The sequence below is a fragment of the Halomarina ordinaria genome (genome assembly GCF_030553305.1).
Taxonomy (GTDB): Archaea; Halobacteriota; Halobacteria; order Halobacteriales; family Haloarculaceae; genus Halomarina; species Halomarina ordinaria.
The window spans coordinates 2,108,851-2,131,784 of the sequence record NZ_JARRAH010000001.1; the positions used below are offsets into that span (position 1 = coordinate 2,108,851).

At 70.3% G+C, this 22,934-nt stretch carries 26 protein-coding genes; 12 read left to right on the forward strand and 14 right to left on the reverse strand.

The window, feature by feature from the left end:
• Nucleotides 1-58: 58 nt before the first annotated feature.
• Complete coding sequence (locus P1Y20_RS11355; RefSeq protein WP_304448771.1) at nucleotides 59-598, forward strand: CDP-2,3-bis-(O-geranylgeranyl)-sn-glycerol synthase; 540 nt, start codon at nucleotides 59-61, stop codon at nucleotides 596-598.
• Between the two features lie 272 nt (nucleotides 599-870).
• On the opposite strand, the gene P1Y20_RS11360 is transcribed toward P1Y20_RS11355, so the two are convergent.
• Both P1Y20_RS11360 and P1Y20_RS11365 read right to left on the reverse strand, forming a co-directional pair.
• Nucleotides 871-1,992, reverse strand: coding sequence for an ORC1-type DNA replication protein (locus tag P1Y20_RS11360; RefSeq protein WP_304448772.1), 1,122 nt, complete (start codon nucleotides 1,990-1,992; stop codon nucleotides 871-873).
• A 72-nt stretch (nucleotides 1,993-2,064) separates the two neighbouring features.
• A complete protein-coding gene (locus tag P1Y20_RS11365) occupies nucleotides 2,065-4,038 on the reverse strand; it encodes a MutS-related protein (RefSeq protein ID WP_304448773.1) in 1,974 nt (657 codons plus the stop codon).
• Nucleotides 4,039-4,150: 112 nt separating this feature from the next.
• On the opposite strand from P1Y20_RS11365, the gene larE reads away from it, so the two are divergent.
• On the forward strand, nucleotides 4,151-4,999 hold the full coding sequence (gene larE, locus P1Y20_RS11370) for an ATP-dependent sacrificial sulfur transferase LarE (protein ID WP_304448774.1): 849 nt from the start codon (nucleotides 4,151-4,153) through the stop codon (nucleotides 4,997-4,999).
• Between the two features lie 4 nt (nucleotides 5,000-5,003).
• Here the strand turns inward: larE and P1Y20_RS11375 are convergent, their stop codons facing one another.
• Nucleotides 5,004-5,657, reverse strand: coding sequence for a histidine phosphatase family protein (locus P1Y20_RS11375; protein WP_304448775.1), 654 nt, complete (start codon nucleotides 5,655-5,657; stop codon nucleotides 5,004-5,006).
• A gap of 61 nt (nucleotides 5,658-5,718) precedes the next feature.
• A complete protein-coding gene (tatC, locus tag P1Y20_RS11380; RefSeq protein WP_304448776.1) occupies nucleotides 5,719-6,783 on the reverse strand; it encodes a twin-arginine translocase subunit TatC in 1,065 nt (354 codons plus the stop codon).
• Between the two features lie 88 nt (nucleotides 6,784-6,871).
• Between tatC (P1Y20_RS11380) and tatC (P1Y20_RS11385) the strand changes: the two genes are divergently transcribed.
• From tatC (P1Y20_RS11385) to P1Y20_RS11400, 4 genes are all read left to right on the forward strand, one after another.
• On the forward strand, nucleotides 6,872-9,052 hold the full coding sequence (gene tatC, locus P1Y20_RS11385; protein WP_304448777.1) for a Sec-independent protein translocase TatC: 2,181 nt from the start codon (nucleotides 6,872-6,874) through the stop codon (nucleotides 9,050-9,052).
• Nucleotides 9,053-9,245: 193 nt separating this feature from the next.
• Nucleotides 9,246-9,644 (forward strand): hypothetical protein, encoded by a 399-nt coding sequence (locus P1Y20_RS11390; protein WP_304448778.1) that lies wholly within the window; start codon nucleotides 9,246-9,248, stop codon nucleotides 9,642-9,644.
• Nucleotides 9,645-9,689: 45 nt separating this feature from the next.
• The gene (locus P1Y20_RS11395; protein ID WP_304448779.1) at nucleotides 9,690-9,869 is read left to right on the forward strand and encodes a ribbon-helix-helix domain-containing protein; all 180 of its coding nucleotides are present in this window, start codon (nucleotides 9,690-9,692) and stop codon (nucleotides 9,867-9,869) included.
• Nucleotides 9,862-10,596 (forward strand): queuosine precursor transporter, encoded by a 735-nt coding sequence (locus P1Y20_RS11400; RefSeq protein WP_304448780.1) that lies wholly within the window; start codon nucleotides 9,862-9,864, stop codon nucleotides 10,594-10,596. Before P1Y20_RS11395 ends, P1Y20_RS11400 begins: the two co-directional genes overlap by 8 nt.
• A 1-nt stretch (nucleotide 10,597) precedes the next feature.
• On the opposite strand, the gene P1Y20_RS11405 is transcribed toward P1Y20_RS11400, so the two are convergent.
• Entirely contained in the window at nucleotides 10,598-11,368 is a 771-nt protein-coding gene (locus P1Y20_RS11405) for an RlmE family RNA methyltransferase (RefSeq protein ID WP_304448781.1), read from the reverse strand.
• A gap of 140 nt (nucleotides 11,369-11,508) precedes the next feature.
• On the opposite strand from P1Y20_RS11405, the gene P1Y20_RS11410 reads away from it, so the two are divergent.
• Both P1Y20_RS11410 and P1Y20_RS11415 read left to right on the forward strand, forming a co-directional pair.
• Nucleotides 11,509-12,252 carry a DNA polymerase sliding clamp gene (locus P1Y20_RS11410; RefSeq protein WP_304448782.1) on the forward strand — a complete coding sequence of 248 codons (744 nt, stop codon included), beginning with the start codon at nucleotides 11,509-11,511 and terminating at the stop codon, nucleotides 12,250-12,252.
• A 150-nt stretch (nucleotides 12,253-12,402) separates the two neighbouring features.
• Nucleotides 12,403-12,639, forward strand: coding sequence for a hypothetical protein (locus tag P1Y20_RS11415; protein WP_304448783.1), 237 nt, complete (start codon nucleotides 12,403-12,405; stop codon nucleotides 12,637-12,639).
• Here the strand turns inward: P1Y20_RS11415 and P1Y20_RS11420 are convergent.
• Both P1Y20_RS11420 and P1Y20_RS11425 read right to left on the reverse strand, forming a co-directional pair.
• A complete protein-coding gene (locus P1Y20_RS11420; protein ID WP_304448784.1) occupies nucleotides 12,636-13,226 on the reverse strand; it encodes a DUF7474 family protein in 591 nt (196 codons plus the stop codon). The genes P1Y20_RS11415 and P1Y20_RS11420 overlap by 4 nt on opposite strands.
• Nucleotides 13,227-13,606: 380 nt before the next feature.
• A complete protein-coding gene (locus tag P1Y20_RS11425) occupies nucleotides 13,607-14,275 on the reverse strand; it encodes a helix-turn-helix domain-containing protein (protein ID WP_304448785.1) in 669 nt (222 codons plus the stop codon).
• 219 nt (nucleotides 14,276-14,494) lie between these two features.
• On the opposite strand from P1Y20_RS11425, the gene P1Y20_RS11430 reads away from it, so the two are divergent.
• On the forward strand, nucleotides 14,495-15,475 hold the full coding sequence (locus P1Y20_RS11430) for a DNA primase (RefSeq protein ID WP_304448786.1): 981 nt from the start codon (nucleotides 14,495-14,497) through the stop codon (nucleotides 15,473-15,475).
• Nucleotides 15,476-15,478: 3 nt separating this feature from the next.
• Here the strand turns inward: P1Y20_RS11430 and P1Y20_RS11435 are convergent, their stop codons facing one another.
• Entirely contained in the window at nucleotides 15,479-15,691 is a 213-nt protein-coding gene (locus tag P1Y20_RS11435) for a DUF7472 family protein (protein WP_304448787.1), read from the reverse strand.
• Between the two features lie 141 nt (nucleotides 15,692-15,832).
• Between P1Y20_RS11435 and P1Y20_RS11440 the strand changes: the two genes are divergently transcribed.
• Complete coding sequence (locus P1Y20_RS11440) at nucleotides 15,833-16,528, forward strand: SWIM zinc finger family protein (RefSeq protein WP_304448788.1); 696 nt, start codon at nucleotides 15,833-15,835, stop codon at nucleotides 16,526-16,528.
• Nucleotides 16,529-16,554: 26 nt separating this feature from the next.
• On the opposite strand, the gene hjc is transcribed toward P1Y20_RS11440, so the two are convergent.
• From hjc to P1Y20_RS11460, 4 genes are all read right to left on the reverse strand, one after another.
• The gene (gene hjc / locus P1Y20_RS11445; protein WP_304448789.1) at nucleotides 16,555-16,980 is read right to left on the reverse strand and encodes a Holliday junction resolvase Hjc; all 426 of its coding nucleotides are present in this window, start codon (nucleotides 16,978-16,980) and stop codon (nucleotides 16,555-16,557) included.
• 159 nt (nucleotides 16,981-17,139) lie between these two features.
• Nucleotides 17,140-18,501: an adenosylhomocysteinase gene (locus tag P1Y20_RS11450; RefSeq protein ID WP_304448790.1), complete on the reverse strand. Its 1,362-nt coding sequence runs from the start codon at nucleotides 18,499-18,501 to the stop codon at nucleotides 17,140-17,142.
• Nucleotides 18,502-18,587: 86 nt separating this feature from the next.
• Complete coding sequence (locus P1Y20_RS11455) at nucleotides 18,588-19,316, reverse strand: hypothetical protein (RefSeq protein ID WP_304448791.1); 729 nt, start codon at nucleotides 19,314-19,316, stop codon at nucleotides 18,588-18,590.
• A gap of 114 nt (nucleotides 19,317-19,430) precedes the next feature.
• Nucleotides 19,431-20,723, reverse strand: a complete 1,293-nt coding sequence (locus P1Y20_RS11460) for an amidohydrolase (protein ID WP_304448792.1) — start codon at nucleotides 20,721-20,723, stop codon at nucleotides 19,431-19,433.
• 93 nt (nucleotides 20,724-20,816) lie between these two features.
• On the opposite strand from P1Y20_RS11460, the gene P1Y20_RS11465 reads away from it, so the two are divergent.
• Entirely contained in the window at nucleotides 20,817-20,978 is a 162-nt protein-coding gene (locus P1Y20_RS11465; protein WP_304448793.1) for a DUF1059 domain-containing protein, read from the forward strand.
• 49 nt (nucleotides 20,979-21,027) lie between these two features.
• Complete coding sequence (hisG, locus tag P1Y20_RS11470; protein ID WP_304448794.1) at nucleotides 21,028-21,873, forward strand: ATP phosphoribosyltransferase; 846 nt, start codon at nucleotides 21,028-21,030, stop codon at nucleotides 21,871-21,873.
• Nucleotides 21,874-21,876: 3 nt separating this feature from the next.
• Here hisG and P1Y20_RS11475 read toward each other — a convergent pair whose 3' ends face one another.
• Together P1Y20_RS11475 and P1Y20_RS11480 are read right to left on the reverse strand one after the other, a co-directional pair.
• Nucleotides 21,877-22,272 carry a DUF7473 family protein gene (locus tag P1Y20_RS11475; protein ID WP_304448795.1) on the reverse strand — a complete coding sequence of 132 codons (396 nt, stop codon included), beginning with the start codon at nucleotides 22,270-22,272 and terminating at the stop codon, nucleotides 21,877-21,879.
• Between the two features lie 6 nt (nucleotides 22,273-22,278).
• Nucleotides 22,279-22,839 carry a TATA-box-binding protein gene (locus P1Y20_RS11480; RefSeq protein ID WP_304448796.1) on the reverse strand — a complete coding sequence of 187 codons (561 nt, stop codon included), beginning with the start codon at nucleotides 22,837-22,839 and terminating at the stop codon, nucleotides 22,279-22,281.
• Nucleotides 22,840-22,934 lie beyond the last annotated feature (95 nt).

Here is a 22,934-nt window from a genome sequence, read left to right on the forward strand (position 1 = left end):
TTCACGAACGCCGGTCGTTCCACCCTGCTTTATACTCTCGCTCGGCGGAGTGTGGGCCATGTTAGAGGCCGTGGCCCGCGCCGTCTGGGCGATGCTCCCCGCGTACGTTCCGAACAACGCCGCCGTCCTCTTCGGCGGCGGCCGCCCCATCGACGGTGGCCGGGAGTGGGGGGGCCGTCGGCTCCTCGGCGACGGCAAGACCTGGCGCGGCACCCTCGCCGGCACCCTCGTCGGGACGGCCCTCTCGGTCCTCCTGAACCGCCTCGCGCCCGCCGCCGAGGCGCGGACCGACTGGTCGCTCCCCCGGTTCTCGCTCCGGTCGGGCGTCGCCCTCGCGTTCGGCGCGATGGCCGGCGACATCGCGGGCTCGTTCTTCAAGCGCCGGACCGGCCTCGCGCGCGGCGAGATGGCCCTCGGCCTCGACCAGCTCGACTTCGTGGCGGGCGCGCTCGCGCTCGCCCGCGCCTGCTCGCCGCGCTGGTTCGCCCGGACGTTCACCCGCCCCACCGTGGCCGTCGTCCTCCTGCTCACGCCGCTGCTCCACGTCCTCACCAACGCCATCGCCTACGGACTGGGGCTGAAGGACGAGCCCTACTAGCCCCCACGTTTTGCCGCGCGGGCGGCCGCCCGCTGGCAAAACCTGGACTAAAACCGCCCCTCACCTCCTTCGGAGGTTCGGGGCGTCCGCTCGCTCGGTCGCTACGCTCACTCGCTCGCGGCACGGTACAGGGGGAGACCGCCCTTCCTGCGTTCCCTGTCACGTACCGTGCCCTCCCGAGCCCTCCCGTGGTGTGTTTCCCGTGCACGCCGGTGTTCGGTTGCACGTGAATCGCTCTCACGTGGGGTGGTCTCCAGTCGAAGAGGTACCCTTCAGTCGAGGCGGTCGAGGACGGCCTCGGCGTCGTAGGCCAGCGAGAGTTCCCGCGAGCGGCCGCGTCCCTCGACGCTGGTGTAGCGGGCCTCGATGATGCCGAGCTGGTCGAGCTTGTTGATGAGTTCGGAGTAGCGCGTGTAGCCGAGACCGGTCGCCGCCTCGAACGCCTCGTAGACGTCGCCGGCGCGGGCCCCCTCGTGCTCGGCGACGACCCGGACCAGGTCGACCTCCGACTCCGCGAGCCCCTGGAGGTGCCGCGAGAGGTGGACGTACTTCGACTTGCTGTAGGCCGTCTCGACGTCCTCCGCCTCGACGGTCGGGCTGGCGCGCATCTCGGCGGTGAGGCCCGCGCGGCGCAACAGGTCGATGCCCACCCGGAGGTCGCCACCGGTGCTCGCGGTGAGTTCGGCCACCCGGTCGAGCACGTCGGGGCCGGTCACGCCCGTGCGGAACCCACGCTCGACCCGTTCGTTGAGGATCGTGGCTATCTCGGCCTCGTCGTAGCGGGGGAAGAACACCTCCTCGGGGCGGAAGACGCTCTGGACGCGCTCGTCCAGTTCCTCGACGATGTCGAGGTCGAGGTCCGAGGAGACGATGATGACGCCGATCTTCGCGCCGGAGTGCGCCTCGTGCGCCCGGAGCAGCGAGTAGAGCGTGTCGCTCGCCTCCCCTTCGTAGAAGAGGTAGTTCACGTCGTCGAGCGCGACGACGAGCACCTCGTCCTCCTCGACCAGTCTGTCGGTAATCTGGCCGAAGAGCTTCTTGAACGAGATGCCGCTCGTGGGCGGTTCGTACTCGAACATCTCCTCGAAGAGCCGCGAGAACACCGCGTAGCGCGTCGAGTCGACCTGGCAGTTCACGCGCGCGACGTTCACGTCGGAGACGGCCTCCAGTTCGCCGAAGAGCTTCTGGACGGCCGTCGTCTTGCCCGTCCCCGGCGGCCCGCGCGCCATCACGTTCAGCGGGCGCGACCCGCGGACGGCCGGCCGGAGGGCGTACTTCAGGCTCCGCATCTGCTCCTCGCGGTGGCGGAACGTCTCGGGGAGGTAGTCTATCTCGAAGACGTGCTCGTCGCGGAAGACCGACTCGTCCCACGACAACATCTCATCGTCCGCCATTCACTTTCACCAGACTCCCCGGAGTACTTAATCCTTCGTCCGGTCTCGCACGGCGGGAGAACGCGCGGCCGCTCACTCCGCGAACTTCCCGAGCAACCGGTCGTAGAAGGCGTCGTCCTCGGCGGTCGCCAGTTTCTCGACGATGAGTTCCGGCGTCGAGCGCGCGAGTCGACCCTTCACGGGCGAGCGGTTCACCTGCAACTCCCCGTCGACCAGTCCAACGGCCTCGATGCCGTCGACCTGCACGTCGAAGCCCGTCGCCTCGCGTATCTCGCCGGCGAGGTGCGAGACGAAGACGGCCGTCGCGCCCTGCTCGTCGAGCGATTCGAGGATGCCGGCGATTATCTTCGCGCTCGCGCCGGGTTCGGTGATGCTCTCCAGTTCGTCGACCAGCACCAGTCTGTTGCCCTCGTCGGTGACGAGGCCGCCGAACTCCCGGAGCGTGGACTCGAACGCGCCGGCGTCGAGGGTGCCCTGGCTCTTGGCCTGGTAGTGCAGCGCGTCGAACCGCTCCAGACGGACGCGCTCTGCGGGCACGGGCAGGCCCATCTGCGCCAGGACGACCGTGAGGCCGACGAGGTCGATGGTCGACGTCTTCCCTCCGCTGTTGACCCCCGAGAGGAGCGCGACCCCCTCGACCCGGTAGTCGACGGGGTCGACCTCGGCGAACTCGACGTCGAGCAGGGGCGAGCGTCCGCCCTCGAGGTCGACGCCCCGCCCCTCGAACGTCGGGAGGACGCACTCGAAGTCGCGGGCGAACCGCGCGACGGCGAGTTCCACGTCGAGTTCCAGCGCCGCGCTGACGAGCGCCTCGACCGGGTCGCGCAGCGCGTTCAGGTCCGACGCGAGGTCCGCCTTCAGCCGGGCGGCGCGGCGGTCCCGCGCGGCGTCGAGTTCCGACTGGAGCCGGGAGACGGCCGCCTCGTCGCGCTCGACGGGGAAGTGGGGGTCGTCGCGGAACACTCCCTCCGCGAGGTCGGCGTGGTCGTCCAACCGGAGGGCGTCGACGACGTGCTCGCGGGCGGCCGCGACTGCCTCGTCGAACTCGTCGGCGAGTTCGCGGTCGAGCAGCGTGTCGACGCGCGCGCCCTGCTCGACCAGCGAGAGGAGGTCCGCCCCCTCGATGGTCACGTCCCGTGCCTGGATGACCTCGCGGAGGCGGTCGTTGGCGACGCTCTCGCCCGTCGAGACGGCGGCGTCGACGTCGGCGGCGGCGTCCTGTAGGCGCCCGAGTTCCGCGTCGCCCTTCACCGTCCCGTCCGCGTCGAGGCGGTCGAGGCCGTCGCGGAGGGCGTCGAGGTCGCAGGGTGCGTCGAGGTCCGCCGCCTCGTGGGCGTCGGCGGCGGCGAGCAGGCGCGCGCGGTTCTCCGCGAAGAACGCGAGCAGACGCTCGGGGAGCACCTCGTCGACGCGCGCCTCGGGGTCGGGGACGACGCGCACGTCGCCGGGGAGGTCGAGGCCGGCGAACGACTCGTCGAGCGCGACGACGGTGGCGTACCCCCGCGCGAGTTCCGCGAGGTCCTGCGTGTCCTCGACGAGTTCGACGCTCAGTTCGGGGAACGCGCGCTCGGCGCGGGCGTAGGTCTCCGCCTCGCTCGTGGCCAGACAGCGTTCGCGCACCCGGAGGCCGCCCGGGTCGGCGAGCGGCGCGACGCCCGAGAGCGCCTCCACGACCGTGGGGTCGGCGTCGCGCGCCATCGCCTCGGTGACGAACGCGCGCACCTCCTCGATGCGGTCGGCCGACGCGCTCGGGTAGAACGTCTCGACGCGGCGCTTCGCGTAGTCGGTGACGGCGCGCTCCTGCAGCAGTGCGAGCGCGTCGTCGTACAGTTCGCGCGCCCGGTCGGTGCGCAGGAAGCGACTCGTGTCGCCGTGGCGTTCGCGGATGGCACCCCGGGCGATGCGGGCGGCCTGCCCCTCGGTGATGCCCGGCGCGCGGGCGAGCGCCGCCACGTCGCCGTCCGTGAGGGCGCGCTCGGCGTCGTCGAGGGCGGCCAGTCGCTCGGCCGTCTTCGCGCCGACGCCCGGGATGGCCTCCAGGTCCATACCCGGCCCGTTGCGGTGACGTGGCAAAACTGCAACGTTCCCGACACGGTTCGACGACGCCCCACCGCGGCGCACACAACGCGCTTTTCTCTCCCCCCGCCGAACGCCGGGCATGAACGTCGCGGACAAACGTGCTGCCGCGCTGGACGCGCTCTCCGAGCGCGACGGCGTCCTCGTCGCCTTCTCCGGCGGCGTCGACTCGAGCCTCGTCGCCGCCCTCGCCCACGAGGCGCTCGGCGACCGGGCGGTCGCCTGCACCGCCCGGAGCGAGACGCTCCCCGCCGAGGAACTGGACGACGCCCGCCGCGTCGCAGACGAAATCGGCATCCGCCACGTCGAAGTCGAGTTCTCCGAACTGGACAACCCGGACTTCGTCGAGAACGACGGCGACCGCTGCTACCACTGCCGGACGATGCGCCTCGGGAAGATGTTCGAGCAGGCCCGCGACCTCGGCATCGAGACGGTCTGTGACGGGACGAACGCGAGCGACCCCGGCGAGGGTCACCGCCCCGGCCTGCGCGCCGTCGAGGAACTGGAGGTGTTCTCGCCCCTGCTCGCCCACGGTATCGCCAAGTCCGAGGTGCGCGAACTGGCCGGCGACTACGACCTCTCGGTGGCCGACAAGCCCTCGATGGCGTGTCTCTCCTCGCGCATTCCGACCGGTATCGAGGTGACCGAGGAACGCCTCTCGCGCGTCGAGCGCGCGGAGGGCCTCCTGCGGGCGTGGGGGTTCACGCAGTTCCGCGTGCGCGACCACGACGGCCTCGCGCGCATCGAGGTGGGACACGACGAACTCGACCGGGCGCTCGACGCCGACTTCGTCCGGGCGGCTCGCACCCACCTCCGCGAGGCCGGCTTCGACCACGTCACCCTCGACCTCGAGGGCTACCGGACGGGGAGCGTCAGCCCCGCCGAGGGGGGCGTCTCCGTCTTCGACGCCGAGTACCCCACCTCCGACTGACGGCTCAGGCGTGGCCGTCCCGTCGGCCCCCCACCGACGGCTCCTCGTCGGTCCACGGCGTCGCGTTCTCGTACTGCAACCTGGCCTCCTCGTCGACCCGTATCTCGTTCAGACAGCAGTTGTCGAGGTGGTGCGTGAGCACCGACTCGGGGAGGTCCATCCCCTTCAGGTGGCCGAGGACCATCTGGATGGGGCCGCCGTGGGTGACGACGAGCGTCGTCCCCGCTCCCCCCGCGACCGCGTCCCAGCCGTCGAGCACCCGCTCGCGCATCCCGGCGAGGCTCTCGCCGCCCTCCGGCGTCTCGTCGTGGGCGTACGCCGCCTCCTCGCCGAGCGCGAAGTTCGGGAAGCGCTCGCGCATGGTGTCGTAGTCGAGCCCCTGGTAGACGCCGACGCCGCGCTCGCGCCAGTCGTCGGTGAACGAGCGGGGGACGTCGTCGAGGCCGCCCACCTCGTTGACGTGCCGTGCCGTCTCGACCGTCCGGTGGAGGTCGGAGACGACGACGCGGTCGACGTCGTACTGCTCGGCGACGTGCGCGCCGGCCGCCCGCGCCTGTTCGCGTCCGCGGTCGGTGAGCGGGACGGGCGCCCACCCCTGCATCCGTCGGTCGCGGTTCCACGTCGTCTCGCCGTGTCGCATGAGTATCACCGTCGCCATCGGGTCAGAAGGGGGTTCGCGGGCGGGCGATATGTGCGTTGGCGTCGGCCGGTGGCGTCGCTCAGCGCTTCGCCCAGCGCAGGATGAGGAGCGTCCCCTCGAACAGCGTCACCATCGTCACGGCGACGATGATGGGCGCCATCCCGGTGGGGTCGGGGCTGAACAGGAGCGCGACGCCGAGGAAGCCACCCCAGAAGTAGAGGCGACGGCGCGCCAGCCACTCGCGGCTGGTGAGGTTCATCATCACCGCGAGCATGATGAGCAGGGGAATCTGGAAGACGGCGGCGAAGAAGCCCATCATCAACAGCATGAGGTTGAACGTCTCGGTCAGGCCGAAGGCGACGTTCGCCGCCACGTCGGTGTAGCTGACGAAGTAGATGAAGATGGCCGGGAGGACGAGGAAGAACGCGAAGCCGACGCCGATGACGGCGAGCACGAGGCTCGTCGGCACCGCCGCGAGGTAGTAGCGCCGCTCGTGGCGGTAGAGGCCGGGGCGCATGAACAGGTACGTCTCGTAGACGAAGACGGGGAGCGCGATGACGAACCCCGCGAGCGACGCCACCTTCAGCCGCGCGAGCAACAGCGCCAGCGGCTGGTAGACGTGCGGACGGGCCACGTCCTCCTGGACCCGGCCCAGGATGCCGTTCCAGATGACGTTGATGAACTGGTCGGAGAACGGGAGGACGACGACTGCGACCAGCGCCATGGCGACGGCGACGATGCCGAGGCGGTTTATCATCTCCTCGATGTGCTCGGCCAGCGGCATCTCCTGGTCGCTCTCGGGACCGTCGAACAGCGGGTCGTCGTCCGCCGGCGCGTACCCGCTCCCCGCGCCCGCCTCGCCGTCGGCGACGTTCGTGCCGCCGTCGGAGGCCGCCGCGTCGGCCGGGAGGTGCTCGTCGTCGGCTTCTCCCCCCGCCGCATCGATGTCCTCGTTCGCGTCGATGTCCTCGTTCGCGTCGATGTCCTCGTTCGCGTCGCCGTCCACCGGGTCGGCGCGCTCCGCGTCCCCGTCCGTCTCCTCGGACGACCCGCCGTCGGCGCGGTAGCGACCGCTGTCCCCGTCGGTGGCGGGCGGGTCCTCGGTCGCGTCCCGTCCCGGGCCGGGACGCCCGTCGCCGGTCATTACCCGTTCGTAGGTATCCCGGCGGTTGTAAGCCTTCTCACCTCCGGCGACAGAAAAGATTGATAACCGCAAGTTTGCTAGGTCCGGTGTGTCGAGCGTAGTCAACGAGGACACCGCACGGGCTATCGACGACGGGAGGGCGGCGCTCGGGGCGGTCCTGCGAGCGGCCCAGAAGCACCTCCAGAAGGTGTTCATCCTCTTCGTCGTCGGGCTCATGGGGACCATCTACTACCTCCAGGAGTGGGGCTGGACGATGCTGAAGGCGGACCTCCTCGCCCGGTCGAGCGAGGACACCATCATCGTCGCCGTCACCCCCTTCGACGTCATCCTCCTGCAGGTGAAAATCGGGCTCGTCGTCGGCGTCCTCCTCGCGCTCCCGCTGTTGCTGTACTTCTCTCGCGACGCCTTCAGGAAGCGCGGCTGGTGGCCCGAGGGGAAGATACCGGTCTGGAAGGGTGTTATCCTCGGGTCCTTCTCGCTCGGGCTGTTCGCCCTCGGCGTCGCCTACGGCTACTTCCTCTTCTTCCCCATCATGTTCGAGTTCCTCTCGAACAACGCCTCCGCCGCCGGCTTCGAGCCGACGTACTCCATCGTCAAGTGGGCGGAGTTCGTCCTCGTCCTCACGCTCTCGTTCGGCCTCGCCGCCCAGCTCCCGCTCGCGATGAGCGGCCTCGCGTACTCGGGGGTCGTCCGCTACGAGACGTTCCGCGAGAAGTGGCGCTACGCCGTCGTCGCCATCTTCGTCTTCGGCGCCCTGTTCTCCCCGCCGGACCCCTTCACGCAGATCATGTGGGCGGTGCCGCTGCTGTTCCTCTACGTCCTCAGCCTCTGGTTCACGAAGGTCGTGGTCACGCTGAAGCACTCCCGCGACTCGGTCGGCTTCCGGCGACTCTTTCGCGCGCACTGGCACACCGTCCTCGGGTCGGCGGTGCTCGCCGGCGCGGTCACCTACTACGGCCTGCAGACGGGCGTTCGCGAGGCCGTCAACGAGTACACCCTGTCGCTCCCCGCCGACTACGCCTTCGCCTTCCTGCCCATCGAGACGGTCCTCGGCCTCCCGCGCGAGCAGGCGCTCGTCGTCGCCGCCGTCGCCGTCGGGAGCGTCGCCGCGCTCGTCGTCTTCTTCGTCCACCTGTCGGCCGCGCTCAAGCGGCTCACCGCCGAGACCGGCCCCGTCGGGGCGATGGGCGACCCGACCGCCATCGACCTCGCGACCCTCGACGCCGCCGGCGTCCGGGCGGCCCCGCCGGAGGTCTTCGCGGAGTTGAGCGAGGACGAGACCCTGGAGCACGCCCGCGCCGCCATGGCGGCCGACGACGGCGAGAAGGCCCAGGCCATCCTCGACCGCTTCGACGACGCGGAGACGGCCCGCGAGGCGGAAGCGGAGACCGAAGCGGACCGGGAAGCGGAGGAGGAGGACGCCGGCGTCGTCACGCGGACGACAACCGGGATGTTCAACGCCTTCTCCGAGGAGGAGCGCGACGAGGACGACATCGGCGGCTACTTCTACGACATCCAGTTCGTCGCCGGCACGCTCCTCTCGAAGTCCTTCCGTCTCGTCGCGGTGTTCCTCGTCGTGATGGCCGGAACGTTCCTCTGGTTCTACACCGAGGGTATCGGCCAGTTGCGGGACAACTTCCTCGCGCGCATCCCCGAGGTGGTGCGCCCGGAGGTGAGCGTCGTGACGCTCCACCCCGTCGAGGCGCTCATCTTCGAGATCAAGGTGGCGACCATCCTCGGCGCCATCGCGACGCTCCCGCTGTTGCTCTACTACGCGTGGCCCGCGCTGAAGGAGCGCGGCGTCGTCACCGGCTCTCGCGGGGCGCTGTTCACGTGGGCGACGACGACGGCCGTCGCGCTCGTCGCCGGGAGCGCGCTCGGCTACTTCGTCGTCGCGCCGAACGTCATCTCGTGGCTCGCGTGGGACGCCATCGACTCGAACATGATCATCCGGTACCGCATCAACAGCGCCGGGTGGCTCGTCTTCTTCACGACCATCGGCGTCGGCCTCCTCGCGAGCATCCCCTCGTCGATGTTCCTCCTCCACCGCGCCGGGCTGGTCCCCTTCCGGGTCATGCGCGGTCGGTGGCGCGAGGTGGTCGTCGCCGTCCTCACCCTGACGGCGCTCGCGACGCCCGGCGGCGTGTTCGCCATGTTCCTGTTCACCATCCCCATCGCCATCGCGTACTTCGTCGGCCTCGCGCTGCTCTGGCTCTACACCCTCGGCGGTCGCCGCGGCGGTCGCCCCCGCGGTCAACGTGTCGGGTGATTGTACGTTTCGGCCGGATACGGCCGTCTGACGGTTCGAGAGCGCCGCTCGACGGCCACGAGGCGTTCGGCGACGTCACTGAAACCTTATGGGTCAGGACGTTGGAAGGTAGGGCCATGCTCGACTTCACGCCGTCCGACGCCACCGTCCCACCGGCGCGCACGTCGCGTCCGTCCCCGTGTGGTGGCGTCCGATGACGCCCGAGTTCGACGTCACCCCCAGGGAGGGTGACCGCCGAGGGTGGGCCGTCGCGGCGACGTACGCGGCCGGCCTCGTCGCCGCCGCCGCCCTGGTCGCGGGGTCTCGCCTCGTCGTCGGCGACGCGCTCTACGGTGCGACGCTCCCGTGGCTCCTCGTCGGGACGCCGCCGGTCGTCGCGGCGCTGGCGACCCTCCGCGGCGGCGGCCTCGCCGCCAGCCTCGTCATCGGCCTGCTGCCGGCGGTGCTGTTCGCGGCGTTCGTGTTCTTCGCTCCGGCCGACGACCCGCTCGTCGGGAGCGCGCTCGTGGCTGGCGTCTGTCTCGCCGGGAGCGTCACCGGGTTCGCGGTCGGCTACGCGGCCCGCGACCTCCTGCGACTGTTCCAGGGGTAGCAGGCGTACCGATGGCGTTTCGTACTCTCGGAGTGTTCTCCGGGTATGCCCAAGATAAGCGTCGAGATACCGCAGGAACTGCTCGACGACCTCGACGACCACGTCGGCGACGAGGGGAAGTTCGTCAACCGGAGCGACGCCATCCGGTCGTCCATCCGCAAGACGCTCGACATCCTCGACGACATCGACGCCCGCCACGGTCGACTCGACGGGGACGATGAGTAGCCGGCGCGCCACCGACCCGGACCACGCCCTCGCGGTCCCGCTGGCCGCACTCGCGCTCGTCGCGCTGTTCGTGACGGCGCTCGTGACGGCGCAGTTGACCGCCTCGAAGGTGCTCCAGTTCGCGCTCCCGGTCGCGCTGCCCGTCACCGGCGACGCGCTCGTCCTCCCGGGGGCGGCGCTCGCCTACGCGCTGACGTTCTTCGCCAGCGACTGCGTCGCCGAACTGTACGGCAAGCGCACCGCGCAGGCGATGGTCAACGTCGGTTTCGTCATGAACCTCGTCCTGCTGGCGCTCGTCTGGTCGACCATCCTCGCGCCCGCCGCGCCGACGAGCGTCCCGGCCGACCAGTTCGCCACCGTCCTCGGCGCGAGCACGAACATCGTCGCCGGGAGCCTGCTCGCGTACCTCGTCAGCCAGAACTGGGACGTGCTCGTCTTCCACCGCCTGCGCGAGGCCACCGGCGGCGAGGCGCTCTGGCTGCGGAACGTCGGGTCGACCGCGACGAGCCAGCTGCTCGACACCGTCATCTTCGTCGGCGTCGCCTTCTGGGCCGCGCCGACGGTCCTCGGCGGCGACCCCCTCCCTGGCGCGGTGCTCGCGTCGCTCGCCGTCGGCCAGTACCTCCTGAAACTCGCCATCGCCGTCGCCGACACGCCGTTCGTCTACGCCGTCGTCGGGACGGTCCGCGGGCGGCGGACGGACGGGACGCCGACGCTCGGCGACTGACCTACTCCCCGTCGGCGCGCGTCGCGAACGCGAAGCGCGGCTTCACGTCCGTGACGCGCACCCTGAGGCTGTCGCCGGCCTCGGTGTCGGGAACGAACAGCGTGAACCCCTCCACCTTGGCGATGCCGTCGCCCTCGTTCCCGACGTCCTCGATTTCGACGTCGAGTTTATCCCCGACGCGCACCGGCGCGGTGAGCCGTCGCTTGGCGACGAGGTACAGTTCGGAGGACTCCTTGCGGGAGGCCTCGGGGCGCACCTCGCGGACGTAGTCGAACTCGCGCTCCACGTCGCGCTTCAGGTCGTTCAGGTCGGGGCCGTCGAACACCTTGGCGACGAAGTCGCCGCCCGGCCCGAGCAGTTCGCAGGCCGTCTCGAAGGCCATCCGCGCGAGGTACACCGAGCGGGCGTGGTCGAGCGAGTACTCCCCGCTCATGTTCGGCGCCATGTCCGAGACGACGACGTCCGCCTCCTCGCCGTCGAGCGCGTGTTTGATGCGCTCTCTGGTCTCCTCCTCGGTCATGTCGCCGCGAACCGTCTCGACGCCCTCCAGCGGTTTGATGCGCTGGAGGTCGACGCCGACGACGGTGCCCCCCTCCCCGGCGAGTTCGTGCGCCACCTGGAGCCACCCGCCGGGGGCGGCGCCGAGGTCGACGACCGTGTCGCCCGACTGGACGAGCCCCGCCGTCTCGTTCAACTGTTCGAGCTTGTAGGCCGCGCGCGAGCGATAGCCCTGCTGTTTCGCGCGGTTGTAGTACTCGTCCTTGCGAGCCATGCCGGCGGGTACGCGAGGCCGCCGGATACGCGCTTCGTCTCGACGTGCGAGCCGGTGAGGGTAGCTTCGAGCGGGGGGCACCGTCGCACGCACGCGCGTGAACCGTTCATGTTTTTATGCCGTCGCCGTAATCCGCGTTCATGTTCAAGGCTATCGTGAGTTCGGGGACGCTCCGGGCCGCGCTCGACTCGGTGAGCGTGCTGGTAGACGAGTGCAAGATACGACTGGAGGAAGACGAGCTCACGATTCGGGCCGTCGACCCCGCCAACGTCGGGATGGTCGACCTCTCGCTGTCGGCGGCGGCGTTCGAGTCCTACGAGGCCGACGGCGGCGTCATCGGCGTCAACCTCACGCGGCTGGAGGACATCGCCAAGATGGCCGACGCCGACCAGCTCGTCCAGTTCGAACTCGACGAGGAGACGCGAAAGCTCCACATCCAGATCGAGGGCCTCGAGTACACCCTCGCGCTCATCGACCCCGACTCCATCCGTCAGGAACCGGACCTGCCCGACCTCGACCTCCCGGCGACGGTGGTCGTCGAGGGACGCGACATCGACCGCGCGGTGAAGGCCGCCGACATGGTGAGCGACCACATCGCCCTCGGCGTCGACGTCGACGAGGAGGTGTTCTACGTGGACGCGGAGGGCGACACCGACGACGTCCACTTCGAACTCGACCGCGAGGACCTCATCGACCTCTCGGCGGGCGAGGCGCGCTCGCTGTTCAGCCTCGACTACCTGAAGGAGATGAACAAGGCGCTCCCGAAGGACGGCGAGATCACCATCGAACTCGGCCAGGAGTTCCCCGTCAAACTCCACCTCGAAATCGCCGAGGGGCAGGGACAGGTCACCTACATGCTCGCCCCGCGCATCCAGAGCGACTGACGCGACCCGTCCCCCGACGCTCCACTTCTCCGACCGACCCGACCTCCGGAGCCGTCGGGCCGTCCCGTGGCGCACGTCGTAGGACGGACGTCCGCTCTCCGTCAGACGACGGCCACGGCGCTTAAGCGTCGGCTGGCGCACTCTGCCACTATGGCCTCACCGCACGCCCGGTTCCTCGGCGGTACGTTCGGCCTCGGCCTCGGGGTCTCCCTGCTCGTCGTCGGGACGGTGTTCGCGCTCGGGTGTCTCACGACGGTGACCGCGATTCCGGCCTGCGGGAAGGACGCCGACGCCGCCGCCCGGTCGCTGCTCTTTCTGGTCGTCGGCACCGCCTCGGCCGTCGCGGGCGTCCGGGCGACGCGGTGGGCGTGGCGCCCCCCGCGTTAGACGCTCCGTTCGACGACGGCGGCGGCCTCCCGGGCGGCCTGTCGCCAGCCGTACGCCTGCGCGTAGACGTGTCGCTTCGAGTCGACCACCTCGCCGGGACTGGCCTCGTCGAACCCCCCTCGCGCCCACGTCCCGCTCTCCTCCAGCCAGTCGACGACCCGCTCGCGGGTCTCCTGCCACGAGAAGCCGACGCTCCGGTAGTACGCGACCAGCGAGAAGACGGCGTGGTCGTGACAGCCGGGGACGCTCCCGTGTTCGTAGATGGTCTGGAGGGAGTCCTCGGAGGGGACGGCGACCTCCTCCCTGTACTCGGCGGGCGAGAGGAGTTCGAGGGCACCGCCGGGCGTCTCCTGGACGCGCTGGTCGTGGCGCAGGCGACTCAGCGCGGCCGAGTGGACCCGGTCCCACGGACCGTCGACCGCCTCCCTGAGTCGGCCCTCCCGCGTCGCGCCCGTCGAGAGCACGCCGAGGATGCTCACGTACGCCCGCTCGATGTCCTCCCACGCGGTCCCGTCGAACCGGCAGTCGGGGTCGTGCAGGCTGTTCGTGGAGCGACAGTCCGGACAGGGATAGCGAAACCGCGGCACGGACCGTACGTGGTCAGCGAGCGTAATAGCGTGTTCGACTCGGCGGACACACCTCACGAACCGGACGGCTGGGGGTGCAGTCGAGAACCACCCCGACAGCCGCGCGGTCGGCGGTGATGGTCGCCGCGGAACGCGAGCGACCGTGTGGTCGTGTCCACCACGCGGCCGGTGAGCTGGCGGACTCACGGTGTCGCCGTCGGCCGGCGACGCGCCGCGTGGTCCCCGGAGGGCGACCAGCCACAAGCGATTCGGGTGACCGCTGGATGCGAGGGACGGTCACCGCGTTGGAACACCGAATGCGGCCGTCTGTCGCCCGCCGGGTACTCGTGACCACACGTGACGGTCAAATCAGGGTTGAGCATGGTACACCAGCCCCGGTGTCAGTCACGCCACCCGTCGCGTTCGTCGGCCCCGAGGGTGTCCTCGACGAGCGCGACGATGGCGCGCCGCAGGCGCTCGGTGACCGCCTGGTCGGAGATGCCGAGCGTCTCGGCGAGTTCGATGGTGGTACACTGTCGCGGGATGGCGTAGTACCCCCGCTGGACGGCGAGCGAGAGCGTCTCGCGCTGGCGGTCGGTCAGGCCGAACCGCGGGCGGCCGGGGGTCTCCGGCGAGCGCACGCGCAGCACCTCCAGCGGTATCCGCTCGCTCCGGCAGTGACGCCTGAACGCCGAGAGCGACTCGTGGTCGGGGAACCGGAACTTGAACGTCCAGCGGTCGGGGACCGCCGTCGCGCGCAGGACGTGGCCCTCCTCGGCGCGGACCGCGCTGAAGACGTCGTCGGTGTCGAGGTTCCACTCGACGGCGTAGAGCGCCCGGTCGTCGTAGACGTCGACCGGTTCGAGGCAGTCGTCGTCGCGGGAGACTGCGCTCCCCCGCTCGGCCGCGCCCGTCCGGTCGTCGACGCGGTACATCCAGACGAAGGGAACGGCACTGTCGCCGAGTGGAACGACGGATTCGAGTTCGAGGGCGGTCCCCGAGCGCACGTCGAGCGTCCGACCCAGTTCGAAGGCCGTCGCGGGGATGCGGAGCTCCGCGATGACGCTCATCGGCGGCCACGCCCGCGGCGAGCGGCGTCGTCCGGAGCGAGTGATACCGGCGCTGTCGTCCGGTCGAGGGTCTCCCGAGACCGGAGACAGCAGGTCGTGGTCATACGTCGTTACTCACCCGACCCGATTGACGACCCGAACGTAAACCTCTACCGCCGCCCCCGGGCGGTCGACCGCGGCTTCAGAGCGCTTAACCGGCCGCGTCCGGTGATGGGGGGTATGGACGCGTCGCACGCCCGCTACCCGTTTCTCGACGCCGCCCGCGAGGCCGTCGGCGCGGCGGGCGTCGACCTCCTCTCGCTCGTCCAGGAGGACCACCCCGCGGTCGACCGCGGCCGCGAGCGCGTCGAGCGCGCCCTCGTCGCGGGGACCGTCGAGACCGACCGCCGGGTCACCCCGCGCGTCGAGGTGCTCTCGTACCCCGTCGCGCGCGTCCTCGTCTCGCTGCTCGAGGTCCCCGGCGCCGTCGAGAAGTACGCCGCCGCCGAGGCGGCGACCGCCTACGAGCGCCTCTCCGAGGAGTTCTCCGGGACCCGCCCCGGCGGGGCGACGCTCGCGCTCCCCGACCTCCTCGGCGAGTTCGGCCTCGATGACGAGGTCAGGGAGGCGGCCGACGGCTACCGCGTGCGCGTCGGCACCTACCTCCGCCTCGCGCCCGGCGGCGAGGGGTGGGCGCTCGTGCGCCGCGACCTCGCGTCGGGGACCGTCGGCGTCACGCGCGCCGAACTCCACGAACTCCTCCGGCGGGCGGTCGAGGAACGGGTCGCCGCCGGCCTCCCGCTCGACGTCCCCGACCCCATCGCGTCGGCGCTCGACTCGACCGCCCGCGACGTCGAGCGCGCGCTGTCGAGTCGCAACTACCCGCGGTCGTTCGACGCCGACCCAACGAGCGAGGCGTTCCCGCCCTGTATCGAACACCTCCTCGCGGCCGCCCGCGACGACGATGACCTCCCGGCGCACTCCACGTTCGCGCTGGTGTCGTTCCTCGCGCGCGTCGGGATGAGCGACGAGGAGATACGTGCGCTGACCGGTCGCGACGGGGAGGCGTTCGGCTACGCCCTCGAACGCCTGGCGAGCGAGGGCGGGACCTACGCCCCGCCGAGTTGCGCGACGATGCAGGCGCTCGGCGACTGCGTGAATCCGGACGACCTCTGTGCGACCATCTCGCACCCGCTCGAGTACTACGCGGAGGAACTGTAACCGTTATCGCCCGGTCCGACCGGCGAGGAAGTAGCCGACGAGCGACATCACGAGGACGAACCCGCCGATGCTGGCGATGAGCGCGATGGCGCCCTCGTTCGAGAGGCCGGTCGACCCGTTGTAGGTCACGCCGATGCCGACGATGACGGCGATGAACAGCCCGACGGCGACGATGGAGACGGCGATTTCGAGCAACGCCTCCCGTTCGAGAGCCATATCCCGCGGTTTCGACGGCCGGAGCAAAAGCGCTTCGAAGCGGACCAATCGACTCGGCTTGCGCCGGCGGGCGAGCGACTCATACGTCTGCGCGACCTACGTTTCCCGTGGAGCGATTCGCTCGCTCCGGAGCCGAAAACCATGACGCCAACCGAAATCACACCAGCGTCACCGCGGACCGCACTCGCCCCCGACACCCGCCGACTCGACCCGAGAGCCGCGCGGGCGTGGACCGAGCGGATGGCCGTCAGCGTCCGTGGTGGCGGCGTCTACGACGTGTACAGCCAGAGCGGGCACACCTACACCGTCGACCTCGTCGACGGCGTCTGCTCGTGTCCCGACAACCAGTACCGCGAGGAGCGCTGCAAACACATCCGCCGAGTTGCACTCGAAATAACGGGGGGTCGCGTCCCTGCCCCGGGCTACCGCGCCGTCACCTGTCGCGGCTGTGGCCGGGAGGCGTTCGTCCGCGAGGAACGGCCCGCGCTCTGCGACGACTGCTACCTCCCGCCCGGCACGACCGTCCGCGACCGCGAGACCGACGCGCTCGTCGTCGTCGTCGAACCCTCGGACGTGCCGGCCGACGAGTCGCCCGTTCCGCTCCGACAGACCACCCTCGACGAGGTGGCGCGGGACCTGCCGACCGTCGAGACGACCGTCGCGGACTACCCCGGCAACGAGCGCTACCCGGCCGACGACCCCGTCGTCCGCGTCGTCTACCCGTTCTCGGGACCCGCCGACGGCGAGTTCGAGGACCTCCAGCGCTACTCGTTCCCGCTGTCGCGCCTCGAACGGGTCGCCCCGCGCGAGCGCGCCCCGCCGGCGCTCACGGTCTGAGCGCCCGGCAGCTTCGACTTACTTCGCTACTCCTCGCCGTCCACGAGTCGGGTCTGCGCCGGTCCGCCCGTGAGTTCCTCGACGTCCGTCCCCTCGGAGAGCGCCGTCTCCTTCTTCACGCGGTAGTTGCCGCCGTCGGTCACGTGGAGGTCCGCGGGGTGGAAGAAGTACCAGTCCTCGCGGTCGAAGCGGACGGCGATGCGGGGTTTCGCGCCGAAGTTCCGCGCGAAGTAGACCAGCGCCTCGACTTCCTCGCCGGTGAGGTAGATGGGCCGCCCCGCCGACGCCTTCGCCTCGATGGCGTAGAACACGTCGCCGTTGCCGGCGAGGACGTCGGGCAGTTCGCGGGTCGTCGCGCTCCCGCTGGCGGGCGCGCGCATGACGGCGAAGCCCCGGTCGTCGAGGAGGTTGACGAGTTCGCGCTCGCGCCGGTTCCCCTTCGAGTTCGACATTTGCTCTCATTCGCCCCGCACCGCGGATAAATCAGTCGACTCAGGGCGAGCACGCGGCCGCTCGCCCGCGATTTCGGCGACCGGGTCGGTGGTATCGCCCCTGCACCCGGTGGGGCCGCCGCCGGTCGAGTCGACCCGGGTCGGCGCGCCTCGGGTACCTTACGTCCCGTGGCGCCAGTCGTCCATGTACTCCGTCTGCTCGTCGCTGAGGTCGTCGATGTCGATGCCCTCGGCGTCGAGTTTCACGGTGGCCACCTCGCGGTCGAGGGCGTCGGGAACCGCGTGGAGGCCGGGACCGTAGGTGTCCTCGCCGACCGCCTCGAGGCGGTCGGCACGCCCGAGGCGTTCGCGGAGCGTCTCCGCGAGGCGGTCGCGCAGACCGCCGCTGTGGGCGGCCACGAGTTCGCGCACGCAGACCGCCTGCACGCCGAAGCTCTGGTCCATCACCTCGACGGGGTGGCCGAGGCCGAGCGGCCCGGCGAGGTTGACGAGACGGCCCTCCGCGAGCACGTTGAGACGGCGGCCGTCGTCCAGTTCGTACTCCATCACGCCGTCGCGGACCTCCCGGACGTCCGCGGCGAGGTCCGAGAGGTCGTCGAGGTTCACCTCGACGTCGAAGTGGCCGGCGTTGGCCAGCAGGACGCCGTCCTGCATCCGCTCGAAGTGCTCGCGCGACACCACGTCGCGGTTGCCCGTGACGGTGATGAACACGTCGCCCTTCTCGGCGGCCTCGACCATCGGCAGGACCTCGTAGCCCTCCATGTGCGCCTCCAGCGCGCGCCGGGGGTCGACCTCCGTGACGACGACGTGGGCGTTCTGCCCCGCGGCCTTCTTCGCGACGCCGCGTCCGCAGTCGCCGAAGCCGGCGACGACGACCGTCTTGCCCGCGTACGAGAGGTTGGTCGTCATGGCGATGTTCGCCAGCGCGGACTCGCCGGTGCCGTGGACGTTGTCGAACAGTCGCTTCATCGGCGTGTCGTTGACGGCGAACACCGGGTAGTCGAGCGCGCCGTCGCGGTCCATCGCACGCAGGCGGTGGACGCCCGTGGTCGTCTCCTCACAGCCGCCGATGATGCCGTCGACGAGGTCGGGGTGTTCCTCGTGGATACGGAAGACGAGGTCGCCGCCGTCGTCGACGGTGATGGTCGGGTCGAGGTCGATGGTCGCCTCGATGGCCTCGTAGTACGCCTCGTCGTCGACACCGCGCTTGGCGTAGGAGGTGATGTTCTCGTTGGCGTCGAGGGCGGCGCTCACGTCGTCGTGCGTCGAGAGCGGGTTGCAGCCGGTGATGGCGACGTCGGCGCCGCCGGCGGCGAGCGTCTCCGTCAGCGCGGCCGTCTTCGCCTCGACGTGCATCGCCATGGCGATGCGCTGGCCCTCGAAGGGGCGCAGGTCCTCGAACTCCTCGCGGAGCGCCGCGAGGATGGGCATGTGCTGTCTCGCCCAATCGATCTTCCGTCGGCCCTCCTCGCGAGCGCCCTCGACGTCGTCGAGTTGCTCGCTGATGCACGGATAGGACATGCTCGATACGTCGAATACGGCGGGGAAAACCCTACCGGGTCGTCCTCGGAAAAGTCGTGGTTGGTCGGCCGCTTCGACTCCGAGTGTCAGCGACCGGGCGGCCCCTGACCGTTCCCGGGGCGGTCGGCGGGCGGACCGCGGCGGTCGGCGTCCTCCCCTCGTTCGTCGCCTTCACGGTCCTCCCCACCACGCCGGTCGTCGGCGTGGGGCGGGCCGGCGTGGTCGGGCCGGTTGTCGTGGCTCGGGTTGTTCGCCGTGACGAACTCCGAGACGATGGCGCCGAACGAGCGGTCCTCGTCGCCGCCGTCCCCGTAGCGTTCCTGCAGGTGGTGGACGAACTGCGCGACGCGCTGACCGAAGGCGTTCGACTCGGGTTCTTCCGTCGCTCGCAGCGTGACGCGCTCCGTCGCCGTGGCGTCGCCCGCCGTCGCCGTCACCGTCACGACGACGTCCGTCTCCGGGGTCGGCAGGTCGACCGACCCGTTCGCGTCGGTCCGGTACTCGCCCGTGCCCGCGTAAGCCTCCGCGTCCGCGTCGACGCTCTCGTTTCCGTCCGTCTCGTTTCCGTCCGTCTCGTTTCCGTCCGTCTCGTTTCCGTCCGTCTCGTTCGCGGTCGCGTTCCCGTCGAGCGCGACGACGATCGTCGCGTTCTCGACCGCGCTCCCGTTCTCCGTCACGGTCACCGTGACCGCCTCGTCCTGCGAGACGGTCACGTCGATTTCCTCCGACTCCGCCGCCGCGACGCCCGGTGCGACCACCGAGAGCACGAGCAGCAGCGTCACCGTGAGCACGAACCGCGTCTTGTCTTCTGACATACGAGAGATTCGATGACAGTCACGGAGATAAATAGGTGGTGTCGTTCGTTGCGTTCACGAGCCGACGGGACGCTCCGAGCGTCGTTTATATCGTTTACGAACGCCTCTCGACGTTCAATTCGCGCGGGTGACGAGGTCGCGTGCGCGGTCGGCGGCCTCGGCGCGGACCGCGTCGGCGTCGAGCGTCAGGACCTCCCGGTCGCGCATCAGGACGCGCCCGTCGCAGACCGTGTGGCGGACGTCGCTCGCGGCGGCGGCGTAGGCGAGGTGGCTGACGGGGTCGTGGACCGGCGTGAGGTGGGCCGCGTCGAGGTCGACGACGATGCAGTCGGCCGCCTCGCCGGGCGCGATGCGTCCACCCGGGAGGGAGAGGGCGTCGGCGCTCCCGGCGGTCGCCATCCGGACGGCGTCCGGCGCGGCGACGGCGCTCGCGTCGTCCGCGGCGAGTTTGCCGAGCATGGCCGCGTCGCGCAGTTCGCCGAGGAGGCTGAGGTCGTTGTTCGAGGCCGCCCCGTCGGTCCCGAGGCCGACGCCGACGCCGGCGTCGAGCAGGCGCTGGACCGGCGCCATCCCGCTCGCGAGTTTCATGTTCGACGCCGGGCAGTGGACCACGCTCGCGCCGGTCTCCGCCAGCAGTTCGACTTCGGTCTCGTCGACGTGGACGCCGTGGGCGAGGAAGTCCTCGGGTTCGAGGAGGCCGACCTCGCGGGCGTACTCCAGGGGACGCACGCCGTGTTCCTCGACGAGTGGGTCGACCTCGCCGCGCGTCTCGTTGGCGTGGATGTGGACCGGGACGTCGAGGTCGCGAGCGCGCGCGACGCCCTCGCGCAGGTACTCCTCGCCGACGGTGGTGAGGCTGTGGGGCATGAACGCCGTCTCGATGCGGTCGCTGGTCTCGCGGACCGTCTCGGCGACGTCGAGACTCTCCTCGACGTCGGCCCAGGCCGCCGCCTCGTCCTTCCCGACGGTGACGACGCCGTGCCCGAGGCGCGCGCGCAGGCCCGCCGTCTCGACCACCTCGGCCACCCGGGGGACGTGGAAGTACATGTCGGCGAAGCCAGTCGTCCCCGAGCGAATCATCTCGAGGGCGGCGAGTCGGGTGCCGGCGGCGATGTCGTCGAGCGTCAGTTCGGCCTCGGCTGGCCAGACGTCCTCGCGGAGCCACGACTCGAGGGGCTTGTCGTCGGCGTACCCCCGCAGGAGCGTCATCGCGGCGTGGGTGTGGGCGTTGACGAGGCCGGGGACGACGAGGCCGCCGCTCGCGTCCAACCGCTCGTCGGCGTCCCGGCCGGCGTCGGGGCCGACGTCGAGTACCTCGCCCCCCTCCCGGTCGACGAGGACGTCCGCCTCCTCGACGGACAGGTCGGGTCGGAGGACGCGGCCGTCGGTGATTCCGAGGGTCGTCATACCTCGACTATCCGGGGGCGGGGCGTCAATCCACCGAAGCGACCTGGATGGGCAGGCAGGACGCTTTCCCCGGCCACTGACGTCCGTCGGGGTATGGCCTACCAGTTCGACTGCGCCGTCGACGGCTGTTCGTTCACCGCGCAGGGAGCCACGGAGAGCGAGGTGCTGAACAGCATCGAGGACCACACGCAGCGCGAGCACCCCGAGACGGACCTCGACGCCCAGCGCGTCCGAAACGGTATCCGGACGGTCTGAGCGTCGAGCGAGGGAAAGACAGTTCCCCGGCGCCCGCGAGACGGAGGGTATGCGAATCGCCGTGCCCAACAAGGGCCGCCTGCACGACCCGACCATCGACCTCCTCGAACGCGCCGGCCTCCACCTCGTCGACGGCGCGGACCGGAAACTGTACGCCGAGACGGTCGACCCCGACGTCACCGTCCTCTTCGCGCGCGCCGCCGACATCCCGGAGTACGTCGCCGACGGTGCCGCAGCCGTCGGCGTCACGGGTCTCGACATGCAGCGCGAGTCCGGCACGGACCTCGTCGACCTGCTGGACCTCGGGTTCGGCCAGTGCCGCCTCGTCCTCGCCGCCCCCGAGGACGACGCCGTCGAGTCGGTCGCCGACCTCGACGGGGGCACCGTCGCCACCGAGTTCCCCCGCATCACCCGCGAGTTCTTCGCCGAGCGCGGCGTCGAGGTGTCGGTCGCGGAGGTCTCCGGGGCGACGGAGCTCACCCCCCACGTCGACATCGCCGACGCCATCGTCGACATCACGAGCACGGGGACGACCCTCCGGATGAACCGACTCGGTGTCGTCAGCGAGGTGATGGCCAGTTCCGTCCGCCTGTTCGCCCACCCCGACGCCGTCGAGAGCGAGAAGGTCCGGCAGGTCCGCACCGCCCTCGAGTCGGTGCTCGCCGCCGCCGGCAAGCGCTACCTGATGATGAACGTCCCCCGCGACCGCCTCGACAACGTGAAGGCGGTCATCCCCGGTCTCGGCGGGCCGACGGTGATGGACATCGCCGGCGACGACATGCTCGCGGTCCACGTCGTCGTCGACGAGCGCGACGTCTTCGAGACCATCTCGAAGCTCCGCGAGCAGGGCGCGAGCGGCATCCTCGTGACCGAAATCGAACGTCTCGTGGAGTGACGGTCACCCGGGTGCGCTCGACAGGATGAACAGCAGGTTCGTGACGGTGAGGCTCAGGATGACCGTCACGGCGTAGTGGACGACGGTGATGAGCGTCCCGAGTTTCGCCCGGACGCGGTAGACGAGGCGGATGGCGAGGAAGTCGCCGACCAGTCCGACGAGTATCATCGCCCACGTGGGGTACTGCTGGAGCAGGAGCGTCACTCCCGCGGGGACGGGACCGACCAGCAGCGCCCGCGAGTACGGGACGTCGCCGAGGACGTACCGGGCGGCGATGTGGGCGGTGAGCGCGAACAGGAGGGTGAGGACGACGAACGTCCCCAGCACCGCGAGCGGGCCGCCCGCGGTCGGCACTACGTCCTGGAGTACCGGCGCGCCGACCGCACCAGAAAGTGTCATGCTCGCTTACTCGAGCAGGCCGAGGTCCTCGAGACGCGAGACGATCTTGTCGACGGCATGTTCGGCGTCGACGGGCTGTTTCCCCCCCGTGATGACCAGCTTCCCGGAACCGAACAGCAGCGCGACCACGTCGGGGTCGTCGAGGCGGTAGACGAGGCCGGGGAACTGCTCCGGCTCGTACTCGATGTTCTCCAGACCGAGCCCGATGGCGATGGCGTTGAGGTTGAGCGTGCGCCCGAGGTCGGCGCTCGTGACGATGTTCTGGACGACGATTTCGGGGTCCTCGTCGACCTGAATCTCGAGGTCGCGGAGCTTGTCGAAGACGATGCGGAGGCTCTCGTGGACGTCGTCGGTGCTCTTCGCCCCCGTACAGACGATTTTCCCCGACCGGAAGATGAGCGCGGCGGACTTCGGCTCCTGGGTCCGGTAGACGAGGCCGGGGAACTGCTCGGGGTCGTAATCGGCCCCTTCGAGGTCCATCGCGACGCTCTGAAGGTCCAGCTCCTGGCCGATGCCGGTCGAGGCCACCACGTTCTCGATGTTGATGGTTTCCTTGGGGTCGGTCATGTGTTTCGACTTAAAACACGTATTTAACCTTTATAAATATGAGGGGGATGTCCTGACAGGTCGAGGATGGAACCTTCGGGCATCCGGTACGCTCA

Coding starts and splice junctions, on each gene's coding strand:
- P1Y20_RS11395 (WP_304448779.1), top strand. CDS start 9,690: ATGCCCAAGATAAGCGTCGAGATACCGCAGGAACTGCTCGACGACCTC.
- P1Y20_RS11440 (WP_304448788.1), top strand. CDS start 15,833: ATGACGCCAACCGAAATCACACCAGCGTCACCGCGGACCGCACTCGCC.
- P1Y20_RS11450 (WP_304448790.1), bottom strand. CDS start 18,501: ATGTCCTATCCGTGCATCAGCGAGCAACTCGACGACGTCGAGGGCGCT.
- P1Y20_RS11430 (WP_304448786.1), top strand. CDS start 14,495: ATGGACGCGTCGCACGCCCGCTACCCGTTTCTCGACGCCGCCCGCGAG.
- P1Y20_RS11460 (WP_304448792.1), bottom strand. CDS start 20,723: ATGACGACCCTCGGAATCACCGACGGCCGCGTCCTCCGACCCGACCTG.
- P1Y20_RS11410 (WP_304448782.1), top strand. CDS start 11,509: ATGTTCAAGGCTATCGTGAGTTCGGGGACGCTCCGGGCCGCGCTCGAC.
- P1Y20_RS11465 (WP_304448793.1), top strand. CDS start 20,817: ATGGCCTACCAGTTCGACTGCGCCGTCGACGGCTGTTCGTTCACCGCG.
- P1Y20_RS11360 (WP_304448772.1), bottom strand. CDS start 1,992: ATGGCGGACGATGAGATGTTGTCGTGGGACGAGTCGGTCTTCCGCGAC.
- tatC (WP_304448776.1), bottom strand. CDS start 6,783: ATGACCGGCGACGGGCGTCCCGGCCCGGGACGGGACGCGACCGAGGAC.
- P1Y20_RS11355 (WP_304448771.1), top strand. CDS start 59: ATGTTAGAGGCCGTGGCCCGCGCCGTCTGGGCGATGCTCCCCGCGTAC.
- P1Y20_RS11480 (WP_304448796.1), bottom strand. CDS start 22,839: ATGACCGACCCCAAGGAAACCATCAACATCGAGAACGTGGTGGCCTCG.
- P1Y20_RS11365 (WP_304448773.1), bottom strand. CDS start 4,038: ATGGACCTGGAGGCCATCCCGGGCGTCGGCGCGAAGACGGCCGAGCGA.
- hisG (WP_304448794.1), top strand. CDS start 21,028: ATGCGAATCGCCGTGCCCAACAAGGGCCGCCTGCACGACCCGACCATC.
- P1Y20_RS11405 (WP_304448781.1), bottom strand. CDS start 11,368: ATGGCTCGCAAGGACGAGTACTACAACCGCGCGAAACAGCAGGGCTAT.
- P1Y20_RS11375 (WP_304448775.1), bottom strand. CDS start 5,657: ATGGCGACGGTGATACTCATGCGACACGGCGAGACGACGTGGAACCGC.
- P1Y20_RS11425 (WP_304448785.1), bottom strand. CDS start 14,275: ATGAGCGTCATCGCGGAGCTCCGCATCCCCGCGACGGCCTTCGAACTG.
- P1Y20_RS11435 (WP_304448787.1), bottom strand. CDS start 15,691: ATGGCTCTCGAACGGGAGGCGTTGCTCGAAATCGCCGTCTCCATCGTC.
- P1Y20_RS11415 (WP_304448783.1), top strand. CDS start 12,403: ATGGCCTCACCGCACGCCCGGTTCCTCGGCGGTACGTTCGGCCTCGGC.
- P1Y20_RS11390 (WP_304448778.1), top strand. CDS start 9,246: ATGACGCCCGAGTTCGACGTCACCCCCAGGGAGGGTGACCGCCGAGGG.
- larE (WP_304448774.1), top strand. CDS start 4,151: ATGAACGTCGCGGACAAACGTGCTGCCGCGCTGGACGCGCTCTCCGAG.
- P1Y20_RS11455 (WP_304448791.1), bottom strand. CDS start 19,316: ATGTCAGAAGACAAGACGCGGTTCGTGCTCACGGTGACGCTGCTGCTC.
- hjc (WP_304448789.1), bottom strand. CDS start 16,980: ATGTCGAACTCGAAGGGGAACCGGCGCGAGCGCGAACTCGTCAACCTC.
- P1Y20_RS11475 (WP_304448795.1), bottom strand. CDS start 22,272: ATGACACTTTCTGGTGCGGTCGGCGCGCCGGTACTCCAGGACGTAGTG.
- P1Y20_RS11400 (WP_304448780.1), top strand. CDS start 9,862: ATGAGTAGCCGGCGCGCCACCGACCCGGACCACGCCCTCGCGGTCCCG.